We start from the raw sequence: 15,805 nt of genomic DNA on the forward strand, positions 1-15,805 counted from the left end.
ATTGCCCCGTAGATGGCCGGATCGGCTCGATACGCCGACGGAACGGGCACAGACAGTGCGATTCCTCTCACGGGTGCCCGGTGGGGTCAGGCTTCGGGCACCCAGCGCAGGGTGACGGCCGCTCCCGGACGGCACTGGGCGAGGCGGTCCGAACTCTCCTCGGTGAGGACGGCGACCACGGGGTAGCCACCGGTCGTGGGGTGGTCGGGGCCGAACAGGACGGGCTGGCCCGACGGCGGCAGCTGGACGGCACCACGGACCAGCGGCTCGCTGGGGAGCTCGGACCCCTCGCGTTGCGGTACGCGGAGCAGTGCCGGCCCGATGAGGCGGACGCCGATCCGGTTGCTGTCCGGAGACACCGTCCACTCGCCCGCGACGAGCCGAGGGTCGAACAGCCAGTCGGTACGCGGCCCCGGCAGCAGGTCGAGGGTGATGCTGCGGTGGTCGGTGGGTACCGGAGCGGGTTCCCAGCGGGAGTAGTCGGCGCGGCCCACGGCCAGGACGTCGCCCGCTGCCAGCCGGGCCGGACCCAGTCCGGACAGCAGGTCGGCGGACGCCGAACCGAGCGTGGCGGGCACGACCAGCCCGCCCGCCACGGCCAGGTAGCTGCGCAGGCCGGCCACCGGCAGCCCGAGCCGCAGTTCGGCGCCGGCGGGGAGCACGAACGCCGCGTCCCAGGGGGCGCTGCCGTCGGGGGTGGAGGCCGGGCACTCCGCGCCGGCGAGGGCGACCATCACCTCGGCGGTGGTGCGCACAGCCAGTCCGCCGAGCGTGACCTCGACCCCGGCCAGCCGAGGGTCGTTGCCGACCAGACCGGCAGCCGTCCGGTGGGCAGCCCTGTCGAAGGCGCCCGATGCGCTGACGCCGACCGCGGCGTAGCCCGGCCGCCCGAGGTCCTCGACCAGCGACAGCGGCCCGGGACGCACGACCACCAGGCTCACCGGACCTCCTCGAACCGCACCCAGCAACCCGGACGCAGCAGCGCCGGCGGCGTGCGCGCCGCATCCCACAGCACCACCTCGGTGCGGCCGATCAGCTGCCAGCCGCCCGGGGAGGCCCGCGGGTAGACGCCGGAGTACTCCCCGGCGAGTCCGACCGACCCGGCCGGCACCTCCGTGCGCGGCGATGCCCTCCGCGGGACGGCCAGCCGGGGGTCGCCGCCGTCGAGGTAGGCGAACCCGGGCGCGAAGCCACCGAACGCCACCCGCCACGGGCGGGCGGTGTGGGCCGCGACGACCTCCGCCGTGGTCAGGCCGGTGAGTTCGGCGACGTTCGCGAGGTCCTCGCCGGTGTAGCGGACGGGGACGACCACCGTCCGCGAGGCCTCCGCGGGCACGGGTGCCGGCGGTCCGGCGAGGAGCCGCTCCGCCTGTCCGCGCACGCCGTCGAGTGCCCCGGGGTGAGCGACCCGGACCAGCACGGTCCGGGCCGCCGGCACCAGCTCGGCACGGAGGTCGGCGGCCTCCAGCGCCGCCCGCACCGCGCCGGGGTCGTGGTACTCGATCAGGAACGCCCGCTCGCCGCAGGGAAGGAACCGCGGCGCCTCAGGCGTCGCCGTCACGGGAGGCGCCCGGCGGCCGCGCGGATCAGCACCGTCGCCCACGTCCGGAACGGACGCCACTGCTCGGCGAGCTCGGCGTAGCGTCGGTCGTCCAGCGGCCCGGCGATCCCGTACAGCTCCCCGACGAGCTCGCGGGCGCGGGGCTCGCCCAGCGCCAGCACGTCGGCGAGTCCGCACGCCCTGATCACGATCAGGGCGCTGTAGAACGGCCCGATCCCCGGCAGCTCCTGCACCTCCGCCATCGCCTCCTCCGGCGTGAGGGCGGTGAGGTGCGGGACGGAGAGCCGGCCCTCGAGCGCGGCTTGCGCGACCGCGTGCAGGCGTGGGATGCGGTCGGCGGGCAGCCCGGGGAGACGGTCCACTTCCAGGAGGGCGGTCGGGGTGGGGAGCGCGCTGGTGGCCCGCCCCGCGACGTCGAAGGTGGTGCCGTGCGCGGCGTTGAGTGCCTCACGCAGCCGGATCCCCTGGGCGCGTGGACGCCGGAAGCTGAGCACGGACCAGACCGCAGCCTCGTAGGGGGAGTAGAACAGCGGGGGACGCAGGCCGGGCGCGACCGCCTGGAGCCGTCCGATCACGGGGTCGCGGCGCCCGACCTCGAGGAACGCGAGGCCGTCGTGGTCGACGGAGAGGACGCGCGCCACCTGTGCGGCGGCGGCTTCCACTCCGGCATCGTCGTCGACGCCCTGGAACCGCACGCTGAGTTCCTCGCCGGACTGCGTGACCGCGGCCGCGACCGGCGTGGCGAAGTCGTCGTCGAGGCAGAAGGCGAGCCGCATCACGCCGTCGAAGTCGGACTCGGCCCTGTGGCCGAAGCCGAACAGCGCGAGCTCGCGCAGGGAGAACGGTCCGCGGGTGGGGAGCTGGATCTCGACCTCGGTCACGGCACCCATCGTCGACCGCGCCGGAGCGGGCGGCAAGCCCGGCCCCGTCCCGTCTCACGCGAACGGGCGCAGCTCCACTCCCGCCTGCTCGAGGGCGGCCCGGACAGCGCGGGCCATGTCGACGGCGCCGGGGGAGTCACCGTGCACGCAGACCGAGTCGGCCGCCACCGCGACGCGGGTCCCGTCCACCGCCTCGATCGTCCCCGTGGTAACCAGCCCGACGATCCGGGACGCGACCTGGGCAGGGTCGTGCAGCACCGCCCCCGGCACACCGCGCGGCACCAGGCCGCCGTCGGCGGCGTAGGCGCGGTCGGCGAAGGCCTCCGCGACCGTGCGCAGGCCGGCCTCCCTGGCGAGCCGGGTCGCGATGGTGTCGGGGAGGCCGAGCAGTGCGAGCGATGGATCGAACGAGATGATCGCGGACACCACGGCCTGGGCCTGTCCGGCGTGGGTGGCGATCGCGTGGTACAGCGCGCCGTGCGGCTTGACGTAGTTCAACGTGGTACCGGCGGCCCGGCACGCGCCGGCCAGGGCACCCAGCTGGTAGACGGTCTCGGCGCGCAGTTCCTCGGGGTCGACGTCGATGAAGCGGCGTCCGAACCCGTCCCGGTCGCGGTAGCCGACGTGCGCCCCGACCACGACCCCTCGCTCGGCGGCGAGGGCGACGGTACGGGCCATCGTGAGCGGATCGCCGGCGTGGAAACCGCAGGCGATGTTGGCGCTGGTGACCACCTCCAGCAGCGCGGCGTCGTCCCCCATCGACCACGCCCCGTAGGACTCGCCGAGGTCGGCATTCAGGTCGATGCGCACGGACCAAGGCTGGCCGATCGGCGGGCGCGGGTCGAGCCCCCTGGGCCGATCGGGCACCCACCGCTCGACCTCCGGTCGAGATCGCCGTCGCCGATTCGGTGAGTGAGGGGTCATCCGGCGAGTCGCGTTGACAACTTCGTCCCGGTGGTCCCGCGAGACGCTTCCGGGCACTAAGGTAGCCAGAAGCGGCTGCCGCAGGGGCAGCCCTCAGGGCGGGCAGGAACAACAGCATGAGCGACCCGGTCACACCGTTGGGAACGGTCCGGTTTCTGAAGGTTGCCGAGGTCGCAGCAGCGCTGCGGGTGTCGCGGATGTCGGTCTACCGGCTGATCCACTCCGGCGACCTGGAGGCCGTCCGGTTCGGACGCAACTTCCGGGTGCCCGAGCACGCGGTGAACGCCTACCTGCGGGAGTCCTTCTACCACGCGGGCTGACCGGCTGATTTCGCCCAGCGCGGGCGGGGCCGGTAGGATCGGCGTGCTTCGGCTGGGCTGACCAGCCGTGTCCTTCCGGGCTGGCACCAGCCCGAACTACGTGCCTGCCGTCCGGTGGGGACGGTCGTCGAGAGGTCTGATTCGTGGGTTCGGTCATCAAGAAGCGTCGCAAGCGGATGGCGAAGAAGAAGCACCGCAAGCTGCTGAAGCGCACGCGCATCCAGCGTCGCCGCGCCGGCAAGTAAGCCACCGTCCGCCCGAGCCGATGACGGACGCCCGGGTCGTGCTGTTGGTCCGAGACGGCTGCCACCTCTGTGAAGAGGCGGTGGCCGTCGTCCGTGCTGTCTGCACGGAGACCGGCGACACCTGGGCCGTCCAGGACGTGGACGCCGATCCGGCCCTGCATGCGGAGTATTCCGACCACGTCCCCGTGACCTTCGTGGACGGGGTCCGCCACGCCATCTGGTTCGTGGACGGGACCGCGCTGCGCCGTGCGCTCTCGGCCGGGTCCGCGGGCTGATCCGACAGGTGCGCTGCGTATAGTCGCAGGCGAGGAGAGAGGGAGGCCGATGAACGTCGTCCACGTGGTGCGCCACGGGCAGGTGCACAACCCCGAGGGCGTCCTCTACGGGCGGGTGCCCGGCTTCGGGCTCTCCGACCTCGGCCGGCGGATGGCCGATCGCCTCGGCGAGTACTTCGCCGACGCCCCGCTCGTGCACCTGGTCAGTTCGCCGCTCCAGCGCGCGCAGGAGACGATGGCGCCGATCGCCGCCCGGCACCCCGACCTCGAGGTCCACATCGACGACCGGGTCATCGAGGCCGCGAACGTCTTCGAGGGCAAGTCCTTCGGTGCGCGCAACGAGATCCTGCTGAAGCCCGGCAGCTGGTGGCACCTGCGCAACCCGCTCAAGCCGTCCTGGGGCGAGGCGTACACCTCCATCGTCGCCCGGATGCGGGCCGCCCTGGAGGACGCGGCCGTCCACGCGATCGACGGGGAGTCCCTGATCGTCTCCCACGAGCTCCCGATCTGGATGGCCCGGAGCTGGGCGGAGGGGCGCTCCCTCGTCCACGATCCCCGCAAGCGGCAGGCTCGGTTGGCCAGCGTGACCACCTTCACGTTCGACGGCCGCCGCCTCGTCCGTGTCGACTACGCCGAACCGTGTGCAGACCTCGTGCCGGTCAAGGTGAAGAAGTTCCGTCCGGGAGCCTGATGCGCGCCGGTGCGATGCGGGTCGTCGGGGTGCTCGCTGCGATGGTGCTGGCGCTCGCTCTGGCCGGGTGCAGCTCGGGGGCGACCAGCACGTCCGGGTTCGTCGGAGGGGACGGGACGCTCACGCAGATCCCCGTCGACCAGCGGCAGCCCGCCCCGGTGATCTCCGGCACCACCCTCGACGGCAAGGCCTGGAGCAGCGAGGGCGCCGCCGGGACCGTCATCGTCTACAACGTGTGGGGCTCCTGGTGCGCGCCCTGCCGGGCGGAGGCGCCCGGCCTGGTCGCGGCCAGCAGGGCGACGCAGGGCAAGGCGGTGTTCATCGGCCTGAACACCCGCGACCTCGACACCGCAGCGCCGCAGGCCTTCGTCCGCGCGTTCGACGTGCCGTACACCAACCTGTACGACCCCGACGGCGCGCTGCTGCTGAAGTTCTCCGGCCAGCTGCCGGCCAGCGCGATCCCCAGCACCCTGCTGGTCGACCCGCAGGGCCGCGTCGCCGCCCGCGTGATCGGCGAGACCACCGAGGCCACCCTGGTCGGCCTCGTCCAGGACCTGGCGGCCGGCAAGTGAGCGATTGGGTGCAGCAGGCGGTCGGTGGCTCGGTGCTGCTGGCGCTGCCGGTGGCCCTCCTCGCGGGGCTCGTCTCCTTCTTCTCCCCGTGCGTGCTGCCGCTGCTCCCGGGCTACCTCTCGTACGCCACCGGGCTGGGCGCGGCGGAGATCACCGCGGGGCAGGACGGGGGACGCAACCGCCGGCGGGTGCTGGCCGGGACGCTCGGGTTCGTCGCCGGCCTCGCGCTGGTGTTCGTGACCACGGGAGCGCTCGCCGGAGGCATCGGCGGCGCCCTGCTGGAGTGGCGGCGTCCGCTGTCGGTCGTCGCAGGACTGCTCGCCATCCTCCTCGGGCTGCTGTTCACCGGCTGGCTGCCCTTTCAGCCGTCGTGGCGGCCGAACCTCACGCCCCGCCTGGGCGTCGCCGCGTCTCCGCTGCTCGGGATCGTCTTCGCCCTGGGCTGGACGCCGTGCATCGGCCCGGCCCTCTCCGTCGTCCTGTCCCTGGCCCTGAACGAGGCGACCGCGCTGCGTGGCGGCGTCCTCGCCCTCGCCTATGCACTGGGCCTGGGCCTGCCGTTCGTGGTCGCAGGCCTCGCGTTCGACCGGTTCTCCGGCACCGTGGCCTGGGCGCAGCGCCACCACCGGGCGATCCAGGTCGTCGGAGGGGTCGCGATGATCGTCGTCGGCGTGCTGCTGGTCAGCGGCTGGTGGGACGCGCTGATGGCGCAACTCGTCGCCTGGGGCGCCGGCTTCACGGCGGTGATCTGATGATCGGCTGGCTGCGCTTCTTCTGGAGCACCCTCACGTCCATGCGCACGGCGCTGATCCTGCTGTTCGTGCTCGGGGTCGCGGCCATCCCCGGGTCGCTGCTGCCGCAGCGTCCGACCAACCCGGTGGGCGTGGCCACCTACCTCACCGCACACCCCGACTACGGCCCGTGGCTCGACCGGCTCGGCTTCTTCGACGTGTTCGGCTCGGCCTGGTTCGCCGCCATCTACCTGCTGCTGTTCATCAGCCTGATCGGCTGCATCATCCCGCGCACGGCGACCTTCGCCCGCGAGTTGAGGGCGCAGCCCCCTCGCGCTCCCGGGCGGCTGTCGCGGCTCGCCGGCCACACCACGGCGACCGTCGGACGCACGCCGACCGAGGTGCTGGACGCGGCCGAGGCCCACCTGCGGTCGCGGCGCTATCTCGTCCGGCGCGAGGCCGACTCGATCTCCGCAGAGCGCGGCCGGCTCCGCGAGGCCGGCAACCTCGTCTTCCACATCTGCCTCGTCGCCACCCTGGTCGGGCTGGCGTGGGGGTCGCTGTTCAGCTTCAAGGGGACGGCGGTGGTTGTGGAGGGCCAGGCGTTCTCGAACACCCTCACCCAGTACGACGAGTTCGGGTCCGGGGCGGCGTTCAGCTCGTCCCAGCTGTCGCCGTTCACGATCACGCTGAACTCCTTCGACGTCCGCTTCGAGACCGGACCCGTCCAGACCGGCGCCGCGCGCGAGTTCAACGCCCACGTCACGGTCAGCCGGCCGGGCCAGGCGGACGTCACGGAGAGCCTGCAGGTGAACGCGCCCCTCCAGATCGGCGGCGACAGCGTCCACCTGCTCGGCCACGGCTACGCGCCGGTCGTCACCGTGCGCGACGGGAACGGCGACGTGGTGTTCTCCGGGCCGGTCGTGTTCCTGCCCGAGGACGCCAACTTCCGCTCCAGCGGGGTGATCAAGGCGCCGGACGCCCGGCCGAAGCGGCTCGCGTTCGAGGGTGTCTTCCTGCCCACGGCCACCGCGGACGGCGCCAACGGCATGGTCTCCGCGTTCCCGGACGCCCTGAACCCCGAACTGCTGCTGAACGTGTGGACGGGCGACCCCAAGGTGGAGACGGGGGTGCCGGAGAACGTCTACTCCCTCGACAAGACCGGCCTCACCCAGCTCACCACCGACGACGGCTCGCCGGTGAGCGTGGGCCTGACGATGGGCACCGGCTACAAGCTGCCGGACGGGCAGGGCTCGATCACGTTCGACGGCTGGAAGCGCTGGACCAAGCTCCAGATCTCCAACACCCCCGGCGGCTGGATGGTGCTCGGCTCGGTGATGCTTGCCGTGATCGGCATGGCCGTCTCGCTGACCGTCCGTCCGCGGCGCCTCTACGTCCGCGTCTCCACCGAAGGCGGGGAGCCCACGGTCCCTGAGGAGCGGAAGGGCGGGGAACCAGCCCTGCCGGGTCACGAAGGGCCGCCGGAACGTCCGCCCACCACCGTCTCCGTCGCCGGCCTCGACCGGGTCGACGGACGCGGCGGTCTCACCGCCGAGGTGTCCGCACTGGCGGAGGCCTGCGGGATCGGGGCTACGCTGACGACGACCGAAGACGAGGAGCAGCAGTGATCGCCTACTACTCCAGCCTGGCCATGGTCACCTCGGCAGTCCTGTACCTGCTCGCGATGACCCTGCACGCCGCGGAATGGGCCAGCGCCCGGACGGTGAAGGTGGCCGAACCGGAGCTGGCGACCGTCGGCGCGGGCGGCGCCGCGTCCGCCGGGCCGACCGAAGCGGTGCCCCCGGTGGAGCGTCCCGTGCCCAGCCGCCGCACCGACGCGCTCGGCCGCGCGGGACTGGCGATCACCGTGGTCGCCGTCCTCACCCACGTCACGGGGGTCGTGCTGCGCGGGATCGCCGCCGGTAGGGCCCCGTGGGGCAACATGTACGAGTTCATCACGACCTCACTGGCGATCGCTGCGATCGCCTACCTCGTGCTCGCGCTGAGGTACGGCATGCGCTGGCTGGGACTGCCGGTCACGCTGCTGCTGACGATCGGGCAGGGTCTGGCGGTCACCGTCTTCTACGTGGCGGTGTCCGACCTGATGCCCGCGCTGCACTCGGTCTGGTTCGTCATCCACATCATCGCGGCGGCCACCGCCGGCGCGGCGCTCAACATCGGCGGCATCGCGGCGATCCTCTACCTGATCCGCTCCCGGGCGGAGGAGCGCGGCCGCGTCCGCGGCTACCTCGCGCGGATCCCGGCCTCGGAGACCCTCGACCGGGTCAGCTACCGGTTCCACGCGTTCGCCTTCCCGCTGTGGACGTTCACGATCGCCGCCGGCGCGATCTGGGCGCAGTACGCGTGGGGACGGTTCTGGGGCTGGGACCCCAAGGAGACCTGGTCGCTGGTGACCTGGATCATCTACGCCGGCTACCTGCACGCCCGGGCGACCGCCGGCTGGAAGGGACGCCGCGCCGCCGTCGTCGCCGTGATCGGCCTGGCCAGCTTCTGGTTCAACTTCGTGGGGATCAACCTGCTGGTCTCGGGCCTGCACTCCTACGCGGGCATCTGAGCCGGGGCGGCTGCGCACGGACGCGTCACCTCGCCGTGCCACAATCGGGGCATGCGGCACTTCGACCTGTGCGTGATCGGCTCCGGCAGCGGGAACTCCATCGTCGACGAGCGGTTCGCGGACTGGTCGGTGGCGATGGTCGATGGCCAGGAGTGGTTCGGCGGCACGTGCCTGAACGTCGGCTGCATCCCGACCAAGATGTTCGCCCACCCCGCCGATGTCGTCGAGGACGCCCGGCACGCCGGGCGGCTCGGTGTCGACGTCGGTGACGTACAGGTCCGGTGGCAGGACATCCGCGACCGGGTGTTCGGGCGGATCGACCCGATCGCGGTCGGCGGCGAGGCGTGGCGTCGCGACAGCGCGAACGTGGCGTTGTACCGCGACTACGGGCACTTCGTCGCGCCGAAGATGCTGCGCGTCGGCGACGAGCAGTTCACCGCGGACCGGTTCGTGCTGGCCGCCGGTTCGCGTCCCCGGCTGCCCGACGTGCCGGGGATGGACGATCCCGCGCTGGCCGGTCGCGTCCACACCTCCGACTCGATCATGCGGCTGGACGCCCTGCCCGCCTCGCTGATCATCGTCGGCGGCGGACTGGTCGCGGTCGAGTTCGCGCACATCTTCGCCGCCTACGGCACCCAGGTCACCGTGCTCCACCGGGGGTCGCGCCTGCTGAAGTACATGGACGACGACGTCTCCTCGCGGTTCACCGACCTGCTCAGCCGCCGGGTCGTCCTGCGGCTCGGCCAGCACCTCGCGTCCGTGGGGGAGTCCGGCGGCCGGGTCGAGGTCGGGACGACCGACGACGACGGCATCGAGTACTTCTTCGAGGCCGAGCAGGTGCTGATCGCCACCGGGCGCGTCCCCAACTCCGACACCCTCGACCTGGCGGCCACCGGTGTGGACGTGGATGAGGACGGCGTGGTGGTCGTCGACGAGTTCCAGCGCACCACCGCCGACGGCATCTGGGCGCTCGGCGACCTGTCGGGCCGCTGGCAGCTCAAGCACGTGGCGAACCACGAGGCGAGGGTCGTCCAGCACAACCTGCTGCACCCCGATGACCTCGTCGCCAGCGACCACCGGTTCGTCCCGCAGGCCGTGTTCAGCGGACCGCAGGTGGCGACCGTCGGGCTCACCGAGCAGGAGTGCCGCGGGCGGGGTCTTCGCCACGCGGTCGGCGTCCGGGACTACGGCGCGGTGGCCTACGGCTGGGCGCTGGAGGACACCGACCACTTCGCCAAGGTGATCGCCGATCCGGCGACAGGACAGCTCCTCGGTGCGCACATCATCGGCCCGGACGCGCCGAACCTCATCCAGCCGCTGATCCAGGCGATGAGCTTCGGCCTCGACGTGCGGGCGATGGCCCGCGGCCAGTACTGGATCCACCCCGCGCTGGCAGAGGTCGTCGAGAACGCCCTGCTCGCCGTGGAGCTGGACGCGTGAGGCGTCTCGCCGGCCTCGCCGTCGCGCTCCTGCTGTCGGGGTGCAGCGCGGTGGCGCCGTCCGTCCCGACCTCGCCGACGCCGACCCTCTCCCCGGTGGCGACGGCCTCCGCCTCCGACCCCACGCCCGCTCCGACGGAGACGGCCGTCGCGGCGCCGTGCACGGCCGAGGCGGCGGCGCTGTCGCTCTCGGAGCAGGTCGGGCAGCTCGTGATGGTCGGGGTGGGTGTCGACCTGACGGCTGCGCAGCGTTCCGCGATCACGAAGTACCACCTCGGGTCCGCGATCGTGATGGGATCCACCACCACCGGCGGCGTCGCGAAGGTCGCGTCCCTGAGCGCGCGGCTGACGAAGTTGGGCGGCGACACCGGGATGCTGGTTGCCGCGGACCAGGAGGGCGGGCTCGTCCAGCGGCTCCAGGGCGAGGGGTTCCGGACCATCCCCTCCGCCGCGCAGCAGGCCCGGATGGGCACCGAGGAACTGACCGCCCGTGCGAGGTCGTGGGGGAAGGAGATGGCGAGGGCGGGGGTGCGCCTGAACCTCGCGCCGGTCGCGGACGTCGTCCCGGCGAAGTACCGCTCCACCAACCAGCCGATCGCCCGGCTCGGGCGCGGGTACGGCTCCGACCCGGAGGTCGTCTCGGCGAAGGTTGCGGCGTTCAGCGAGGGGATGGAGGCGGCGGGCGTCGCGGTCGCGGTCAAGCACTTCCCTGGCCTGGGCGCCGTGACGGGGAACACCGACTTCGCCACGAAGGTCGTCGACTCGACCACGACCGCCGACAGCCCGCTGCTGCAACCGTTCGAGGACGCCGTCTCCGGCGGAGCGTCCGCCGTGATGGTCTCCTCCGCGTACTACACGAAGCTGGACGCGAAGCGGCCCGCGATGTTCTCGCCGACGGTCGTCGGGCTCCTGCGGGACTGGGGGTTCGAGGGCGTGGTGGTCAGCGACGACGTGGGCGCGGCCGCGGCGTTGAGCAGCGTCCCGGTCGGCGAGCGCGCCGTCCGCTTCGTGAGGGCCGGCGGTGACCTCGCGCTGACGGTCGACGCGTCGACCGCGGGACCGATGGCCGTCGGCCTGCGCAAGGCCGCGGCCGCCGATCCCGACCTCGCCGCCCGCGTCACCGAGTCGGCCGCCCGCGTCCTCGCCCTGAAGGCGTCCCTCGGCCTCACCACCTGCGCCTGAGCCTTGCGGCGGTTGGCAGCTCAACCACCCCTTGTCATCCCGGGCCCGACCCGGGACCTCCGCGTCGATGCGGTCGGCGGTGTCTCCGAGATCCCGGCTTTCGCCGGGATGACAGGGCCGTCAGGTTGTCATCCCGGGCTTGACCCGGGATCTCCGCGTTGGTGGGGTCGGTTGTGTCCCGGGATCCCGGCTTTCGCCGGGATGACAGGGCCGTCACGTTGTCATCCCGGGCTTGACCCGGGATCTCCGTGTTGGTGGGGTCGGCGGTGGGCCGAGATCCCGGCTTTCGCTGGGATGACAGGGGCGAGGGGTGGGGTCGGTGCGGTCGGCGGTGGGCCGAGATCCCGGCTTTCGCCGGGATGACAGGGCCGTCAGGTTGTCATCCCGGGCTTGACCCGGGATCTCCGTGTTGGTGCCGTGTGGTCGTCGGTGGGGCTCGGAGCTACTGCACCCGCAACTCGGACAGCGCCTGCCTGGCGTCCGGGACGAGCTCGGGGAGCGTGTCCGGGACGGAGGCGTAGAACAGGCTGTAGTCGTCGTCGCCGGTCTGGACGACCAGGAGGAGCACCCGCTCACCCTTCGCGTTCAGGCCCTTGATGTCGAAGCTGAGCTGGGTCTCGATCAGCCAGCCGGTGTGGCCGTCGACGTCGTGCTGGGCGCTGCTGACCGGCTTCGAGGTCACGACGGTGTCGGCGTAGTAGGTGCCGAGAACGCACTTGAGCACCGTCTCGGCCGCCACCTTCGTGCTGGCGAAGCCGTCACCGACGTACAGGTCGCTGACCAGGATGCTGGCGACCCAGCTGTGGCCCTGCCCGTCGTAGTTGTCCTGGTCGGTGACCTGCTGGATCGTCGCCAGCGAGCCCCACGGGACCCGGTCGTCCCACCCGGTCTCCCACGGCGAGCCGAGCGCGGGGTAGGCGAGCTTTCCGCCGGAGATCCAGCCGGAGTCAGGGTCCGCCGTCGCGGTCGGGGTGCTGTCGGACGCGGGCGGGCAGATGTTGGGCGAGCTCGTGCTGGTCGGGTTGTTGCCGGTGATGTCGGGGATCCCGGGGACGCTGCCGCCCATGCTCTGGATGACCAGGACAATCGCGACGACGACAGCGAGGAGCGCCGCCCCGCCGGCCACCCACCAACCGGTGGCCCGACGACGGGTCTGGGTGCCGGTCGCCTGGTACGAGCTCTGCGCACCGGTCGCCTGGTACGGGTTCTGCTGGCCCGCCAGGTACGGGTTCTGCTGCCCCGACATCGGCGCGCCGGGCGGCGTCGCGCCCGTCGCGTCCGGAGGCGGCGTCCCCTGTGGGTTGGGGGTGACGGACGCCGTCCACGCGCTTCCCGTCCACCACCGGTACAGGCCGGGCTGGCCGCCCGGATCCGGATACCACCCTGCGCTGCTGCTCACGCGCCGATCTTAGGCGACGTCCTTGTGAGCCCTCACCAGCGCACCCGCGAGGGAAACGGCACGATAGGAACCGTCCCCATCGTGCCGGGGGAACGATGGGGACGGTTCCTATCGTGCCGCCCTGACGGGTGACCAGCCGGAGCGTCGGCTCAGCCGAAGCGGCCGGAGATGTAGTCCTCGGTCGCCTGCACATCGGGGGCGGAGAAGATCTTGTCGGTCGGGCCCGACTCGATCAGCTTGCCCGGCGACCCGGTGCCGGCGATGTTGAAGAACGCGGTCACGTCGGAGACACGGGCCGCCTGCTGCATGTTGTGGGTCACGATCACGATCGTGTACTGCTCCTTGAGCTGGCTGATCAGGTCCTCGATGGCCAGCGTCGAGATCGGATCGAGGGCGGAGCACGGCTCGTCCATCAGCAGCACCTGCGGCTGCATGGCGATCGCGCGGGCGATGCAGAGCCGCTGCTGCTGGCCGCCGGACAGTCCGGAGCCGGGGAGGCTGAGCCGGTTCTTGACCTCCTCCCACAGGTTGGCGCCGCGCAGGGCGCGCTCGGCGAGGTCGTCCTTCTCCGAGGCAGGCATCCGCTTGTTGTTCAGGTTGATGCCGGCCAGCACGTTCTCCTTGATCGACATCGTCGGGAACGGGTTCGGACGCTGGAACACCATCCCGACCTGCCGCCGCACCCGCACCGGGTCGACGCCCGGGCCGTACAGGTTCTCCCCGTCCAGCAGCACCTCGCCCTCCACGTGTGCGCCGGGGATCACCTCGTGCATGCGGTTCAGCGTCCGCAGGAAGGTCGACTTCCCGCAGCCGGACGGGCCGATGAAGGCGGTCACCGAGCGCGGCTCGATGGTGATGGTGACGTCCTCCACGGCACGGAAGGTGCCGTAGTAGACGTTCAGGTCGGTGGTTTCAATGCGCTTGGACATCGTGCTCTTTTCTCAGCGTCCGGTCTTGGGAGCGAAGCGGCGGGCGACCAGCCGTCCGATCAGGTTCAGGATCATCACGATCAGGATGAGGGTCAGCGCGCCCGCCCACGCGCGGTCCCAGTACGCCTGCACCTCGGTGCCGGGGCGCGCGTAGGAGTCGTAGACGAAGACTGGGAGGGTCATCATCGGGTTGGCGAGCGGGTTGTTGTTCAGGGACGCCGTGAAGCCGGCCGCGATCAGCAGGGGGGCCGTCTCTCCGATCACCCGCGCCACGGCGAGGATCACGGCGGAGACCAGACCCGAGATCGCCGTCGGGATGACGACCCTCGCGATCGTCAGCCACTTCGGGACGCCGAGGGCGAGCGAGGCCTCGCGGAGCTCGTTCGGCACCAGCCGCAGGATCTCCTCGCTGGAGCGCACCACCACCGGGATCATCAGGATCGACAGCGCCAGGCTTCCGGAGAGGCCCGACTTCCAGCCGGGGCCGGCCAGGATGCCCATCAGGGAGTACGCGGCCAGGCCGGCGACGATGGAAGGGATGCCGGTCATCACGTCCACGAAGAACGTGATCGCCTTCGCCAGGCGTCCGCCGCGTCCGTACTCGGAGAGGTAGATGGAGGTGAGCAGGCCGATCGGGACCGAGATCAGGCTCGCGATGCCGGTGACCCACAACGTCCCGTAGATGGCATGGACGGCGCCGCCGCCGGCGCCGACGATGTTGCGCATCGACGAGCTGAAGAAGGTGGCGTCGAACCGGGCCAGGCCCTTGCTGACGGCCTCCCACGAGACGGAGACCAGCGGGAGGAGCGCCAGCAGGAACGCGCCGGTGACGAGGTTGGTGGCGCGACGGTCCGACGCCTGGCGCGCCCCCTCGACCACGCGGGCGGCCACTTCCATGATCACCAGGTAGAGGACGAAGGCGAGCGCGGCGGCCAGGCCGATGTTGCCGCCGGCCGCCAGCGTCGCGACGGCCAGGCCGACCAGGACGCCGGCCACGGCGGCGACCGGAACCGTGTAGCGGGGCAGCCGTCCGGAGGTCAGGGCCTCGGCGGGCAGGGTCTGGGTGAGCGTGGTCATCAGTTGGCTCCTGAGTACTCGGCGCGGCGGGCCACGATCCAGCGGGCGATCATGTTCACCACCAGGGTGATCAGGAACAGCACCAGGCCGGCGGCGATGAGCTGGTTGTTCTTCAGCCCGTACGCCTCGGCGAAGTTCTGGGCGATCTGTGCGGCGATGGAGTTGGGGTTCTCGGACGTGAGCACCTGGAAGGTGATGTTGCGTCCGCCGGAGAGCACCATCGAGACCGCCATCGTCTCGCCGAGCGCGCGGCCCAGTCCCAGCATCACCGCGGCGATGATCCCGGGGCGGGCGAACGGGAAGACGGCCATCTTGATCATCTCCCAGCGGGTGGCGCCGAGGGCGAGCGCGGCCTCCTCGTGCAGCTTGGGCGCTTGGAGGAACACCTCGCGGCAGAGGCTGGTGATGATCGGCAGCACCATCGTGGCGAGCACCATGGCGGCGGTGAGGATCGTACGGCCGGTGCCTGAGACCTGGCCGGAGAACAGCGGGATGAAGCCGAGGTGGGCGTTCAGCCACGCATAGAGCGACTGGACGGCGGTGGCGAGGACCATTGAGCCCCACAGGCCGAAGACGACGGACGGGACGGCGGCCAGCAGGTCGATCACGTAGCCGAGGGGCTGGGCGAGCCGTCGGGGCGCGTAGTGCGAGATGAACAGGGCGATCCCGATCGAGACCGGGACGGCCATCAGCAGGGCGAGTACCGCGGACCAGATCGTGCCGAACGCGTAGGGCAGCACCCACGGGAGGAACTCGCCGTAGCCCTGGCTGATCAGCTTGGCAGGGTCCGCGAACAGTGCCGGGGCGCCCTGGATCAGCAGGAACGCGGCCACCGCGGCCAGGATGAGCAGGATCAGGATGCCGGCGCCGACGGCGAACCCGCGGAACACAGCCTCGCCCGGTCGGCGCGGGTCGGGACGCGGGGCGTCCGGGCCCTCGGGTTGGCCGGGCGCGGTCACGGGGTCCCGGTCGAGCTTCTCGGTCATCGGGGAGTCCTGCTTTCT

Annotated in this window: 18 protein-coding genes; 10 read left to right on the forward strand and 8 right to left on the reverse strand. The window is 71.9% G+C overall.

Translation table 11 applies throughout. The features are described from left to right. Positions 1 to 86: 86 nt before the first annotated feature. From QM779_RS16605 to QM779_RS16620, 4 genes are read right to left on the reverse strand one after another with little or no spacing between them, the layout of a single operon-like run. Positions 87 to 941 carry a biotin-dependent carboxyltransferase family protein gene (locus QM779_RS16605; protein WP_428537535.1) on the reverse strand — a complete coding sequence of 285 codons (855 nt, stop codon included), beginning with the start codon at positions 939 to 941 and terminating at the stop codon, positions 87 to 89. Next, positions 938 to 1,561: a 5-oxoprolinase subunit B family protein gene (locus tag QM779_RS16610; RefSeq protein ID WP_428537538.1), complete on the reverse strand. Its 624-nt coding sequence runs from the start codon at positions 1,559 to 1,561 to the stop codon at positions 938 to 940. The genes QM779_RS16605 and QM779_RS16610 overlap by 4 nt, the downstream gene beginning before the upstream one ends. After that, positions 1,558 to 2,442 (reverse strand): DNA-3-methyladenine glycosylase family protein, encoded by an 885-nt coding sequence (locus tag QM779_RS16615; RefSeq protein ID WP_428537541.1) that lies wholly within the window; start codon positions 2,440 to 2,442, stop codon positions 1,558 to 1,560. Before QM779_RS16615 ends, QM779_RS16610 begins: the two co-directional genes overlap by 4 nt. Positions 2,443 to 2,496: 54 nt before the next feature. After that, complete coding sequence (locus QM779_RS16620) at positions 2,497 to 3,252, reverse strand: LamB/YcsF family protein (RefSeq protein ID WP_428537544.1); 756 nt, start codon at positions 3,250 to 3,252, stop codon at positions 2,497 to 2,499. Between the two features lie 230 nt (positions 3,253 to 3,482). Between QM779_RS16620 and QM779_RS16625 the strand changes: the two genes are divergently transcribed. From QM779_RS16625 to QM779_RS16670, 10 genes are all read left to right on the forward strand, one after another. After that, positions 3,483 to 3,686: a helix-turn-helix domain-containing protein gene (locus QM779_RS16625; RefSeq protein WP_415154241.1), complete on the forward strand. Its 204-nt coding sequence runs from the start codon at positions 3,483 to 3,485 to the stop codon at positions 3,684 to 3,686. A gap of 143 nt (positions 3,687 to 3,829) precedes the next feature. Then, positions 3,830 to 3,931, forward strand: coding sequence for a 30S ribosomal protein bS22 (locus QM779_RS16630; protein ID WP_042842924.1), 102 nt, complete (start codon positions 3,830 to 3,832; stop codon positions 3,929 to 3,931). A 20-nt stretch (positions 3,932 to 3,951) separates the two neighbouring features. After that, positions 3,952 to 4,206 (forward strand): glutaredoxin family protein, encoded by a 255-nt coding sequence (locus QM779_RS16635; RefSeq protein WP_428537550.1) that lies wholly within the window; start codon positions 3,952 to 3,954, stop codon positions 4,204 to 4,206. A gap of 49 nt (positions 4,207 to 4,255) precedes the next feature. Then, on the forward strand, positions 4,256 to 4,897 hold the full coding sequence (locus QM779_RS16640; protein WP_428537553.1) for a histidine phosphatase family protein: 642 nt from the start codon (positions 4,256 to 4,258) through the stop codon (positions 4,895 to 4,897). Further along, positions 4,897 to 5,469 (forward strand): TlpA family protein disulfide reductase, encoded by a 573-nt coding sequence (locus tag QM779_RS16645; protein WP_428537556.1) that lies wholly within the window; start codon positions 4,897 to 4,899, stop codon positions 5,467 to 5,469. The genes QM779_RS16640 and QM779_RS16645 overlap by 1 nt, the downstream gene beginning before the upstream one ends. After that, positions 5,466 to 6,221: a cytochrome c biogenesis CcdA family protein gene (locus QM779_RS16650; RefSeq protein ID WP_428537559.1), complete on the forward strand. Its 756-nt coding sequence runs from the start codon at positions 5,466 to 5,468 to the stop codon at positions 6,219 to 6,221. Before QM779_RS16645 ends, QM779_RS16650 begins: the two co-directional genes overlap by 4 nt. Beyond that, a complete protein-coding gene (resB, locus tag QM779_RS16655) occupies positions 6,221 to 7,828 on the forward strand; it encodes a cytochrome c biogenesis protein ResB (protein ID WP_428537562.1) in 1,608 nt (535 codons plus the stop codon). The genes QM779_RS16650 and resB overlap by 1 nt, the downstream gene beginning before the upstream one ends. 23 nt (positions 7,829 to 7,851) lie before the next feature. Further along, on the forward strand, positions 7,852 to 8,775 hold the full coding sequence (gene ccsB, locus QM779_RS16660) for a c-type cytochrome biogenesis protein CcsB (RefSeq protein WP_428538483.1): 924 nt from the start codon (positions 7,852 to 7,854) through the stop codon (positions 8,773 to 8,775). 51 nt (positions 8,776 to 8,826) lie between these two features. Next, positions 8,827 to 10,215 carry a mycothione reductase gene (locus QM779_RS16665; RefSeq protein ID WP_428537565.1) on the forward strand — a complete coding sequence of 463 codons (1,389 nt, stop codon included), beginning with the start codon at positions 8,827 to 8,829 and terminating at the stop codon, positions 10,213 to 10,215. After that, complete coding sequence (locus QM779_RS16670) at positions 10,212 to 11,396, forward strand: glycoside hydrolase family 3 N-terminal domain-containing protein (protein WP_428537568.1); 1,185 nt, start codon at positions 10,212 to 10,214, stop codon at positions 11,394 to 11,396. Before QM779_RS16665 ends, QM779_RS16670 begins: the two co-directional genes overlap by 4 nt. Positions 11,397 to 11,838: 442 nt before the next feature. On the opposite strand, the gene QM779_RS16675 is transcribed toward QM779_RS16670, so the two are convergent. The 4 genes from QM779_RS16675 to pstC form a co-directional block, all read right to left on the reverse strand. After that, positions 11,839 to 12,795: a DUF2510 domain-containing protein gene (locus QM779_RS16675; RefSeq protein ID WP_428537571.1), complete on the reverse strand. Its 957-nt coding sequence runs from the start codon at positions 12,793 to 12,795 to the stop codon at positions 11,839 to 11,841. Between the two features lie 149 nt (positions 12,796 to 12,944). Continuing rightward, entirely contained in the window at positions 12,945 to 13,724 is a 780-nt protein-coding gene (gene pstB, locus QM779_RS16680; RefSeq protein WP_428537574.1) for a phosphate ABC transporter ATP-binding protein PstB, read from the reverse strand. A gap of 12 nt (positions 13,725 to 13,736) precedes the next feature. Next, the gene (gene pstA, locus QM779_RS16685) at positions 13,737 to 14,801 is read right to left on the reverse strand and encodes a phosphate ABC transporter permease PstA (RefSeq protein ID WP_428537577.1); all 1,065 of its coding nucleotides are present in this window, start codon (positions 14,799 to 14,801) and stop codon (positions 13,737 to 13,739) included. Continuing rightward, a complete protein-coding gene (gene pstC, locus QM779_RS16690) occupies positions 14,801 to 15,787 on the reverse strand; it encodes a phosphate ABC transporter permease subunit PstC (protein WP_428537580.1) in 987 nt (328 codons plus the stop codon). Before pstC ends, pstA begins: the two co-directional genes overlap by 1 nt. Positions 15,788 to 15,805 lie beyond the last annotated feature (18 nt).

This window comes from Propionicimonas sp., assembly GCF_049840635.1.
Classification (GTDB): domain Bacteria; phylum Actinomycetota; class Actinomycetes; order Propionibacteriales; family Propionibacteriaceae; genus Propionicimonas.

Excerpts from the sequence above, each read along its gene's own strand:
- QM779_RS16625 (WP_415154241.1), top strand. The coding sequence starts at position 3,483 with ATGAGCGACCCGGTCACACCGTTGGGAACGGTCCGGTTTCTGAAGGTT.
- QM779_RS16635 (WP_428537550.1), top strand. The coding sequence starts at position 3,952 with ATGACGGACGCCCGGGTCGTGCTGTTGGTCCGAGACGGCTGCCACCTC.
- QM779_RS16640 (WP_428537553.1), top strand. The coding sequence starts at position 4,256 with ATGAACGTCGTCCACGTGGTGCGCCACGGGCAGGTGCACAACCCCGAG.
- QM779_RS16645 (WP_428537556.1), top strand. The coding sequence starts at position 4,897 with ATGCGCGCCGGTGCGATGCGGGTCGTCGGGGTGCTCGCTGCGATGGTG.
- resB (WP_428537562.1), top strand. The coding sequence starts at position 6,221 with ATGATCGGCTGGCTGCGCTTCTTCTGGAGCACCCTCACGTCCATGCGC.
- ccsB (WP_428538483.1), top strand. The coding sequence starts at position 7,852 with ATGGTCACCTCGGCAGTCCTGTACCTGCTCGCGATGACCCTGCACGCC.
- QM779_RS16665 (WP_428537565.1), top strand. The coding sequence starts at position 8,827 with ATGCGGCACTTCGACCTGTGCGTGATCGGCTCCGGCAGCGGGAACTCC.
- pstB (WP_428537574.1), bottom strand. The coding sequence starts at position 13,724 with ATGTCCAAGCGCATTGAAACCACCGACCTGAACGTCTACTACGGCACC.
- pstA (WP_428537577.1), bottom strand. The coding sequence starts at position 14,801 with ATGACCACGCTCACCCAGACCCTGCCCGCCGAGGCCCTGACCTCCGGA.
- pstC (WP_428537580.1), bottom strand. The coding sequence starts at position 15,787 with ATGACCGAGAAGCTCGACCGGGACCCCGTGACCGCGCCCGGCCAACCC.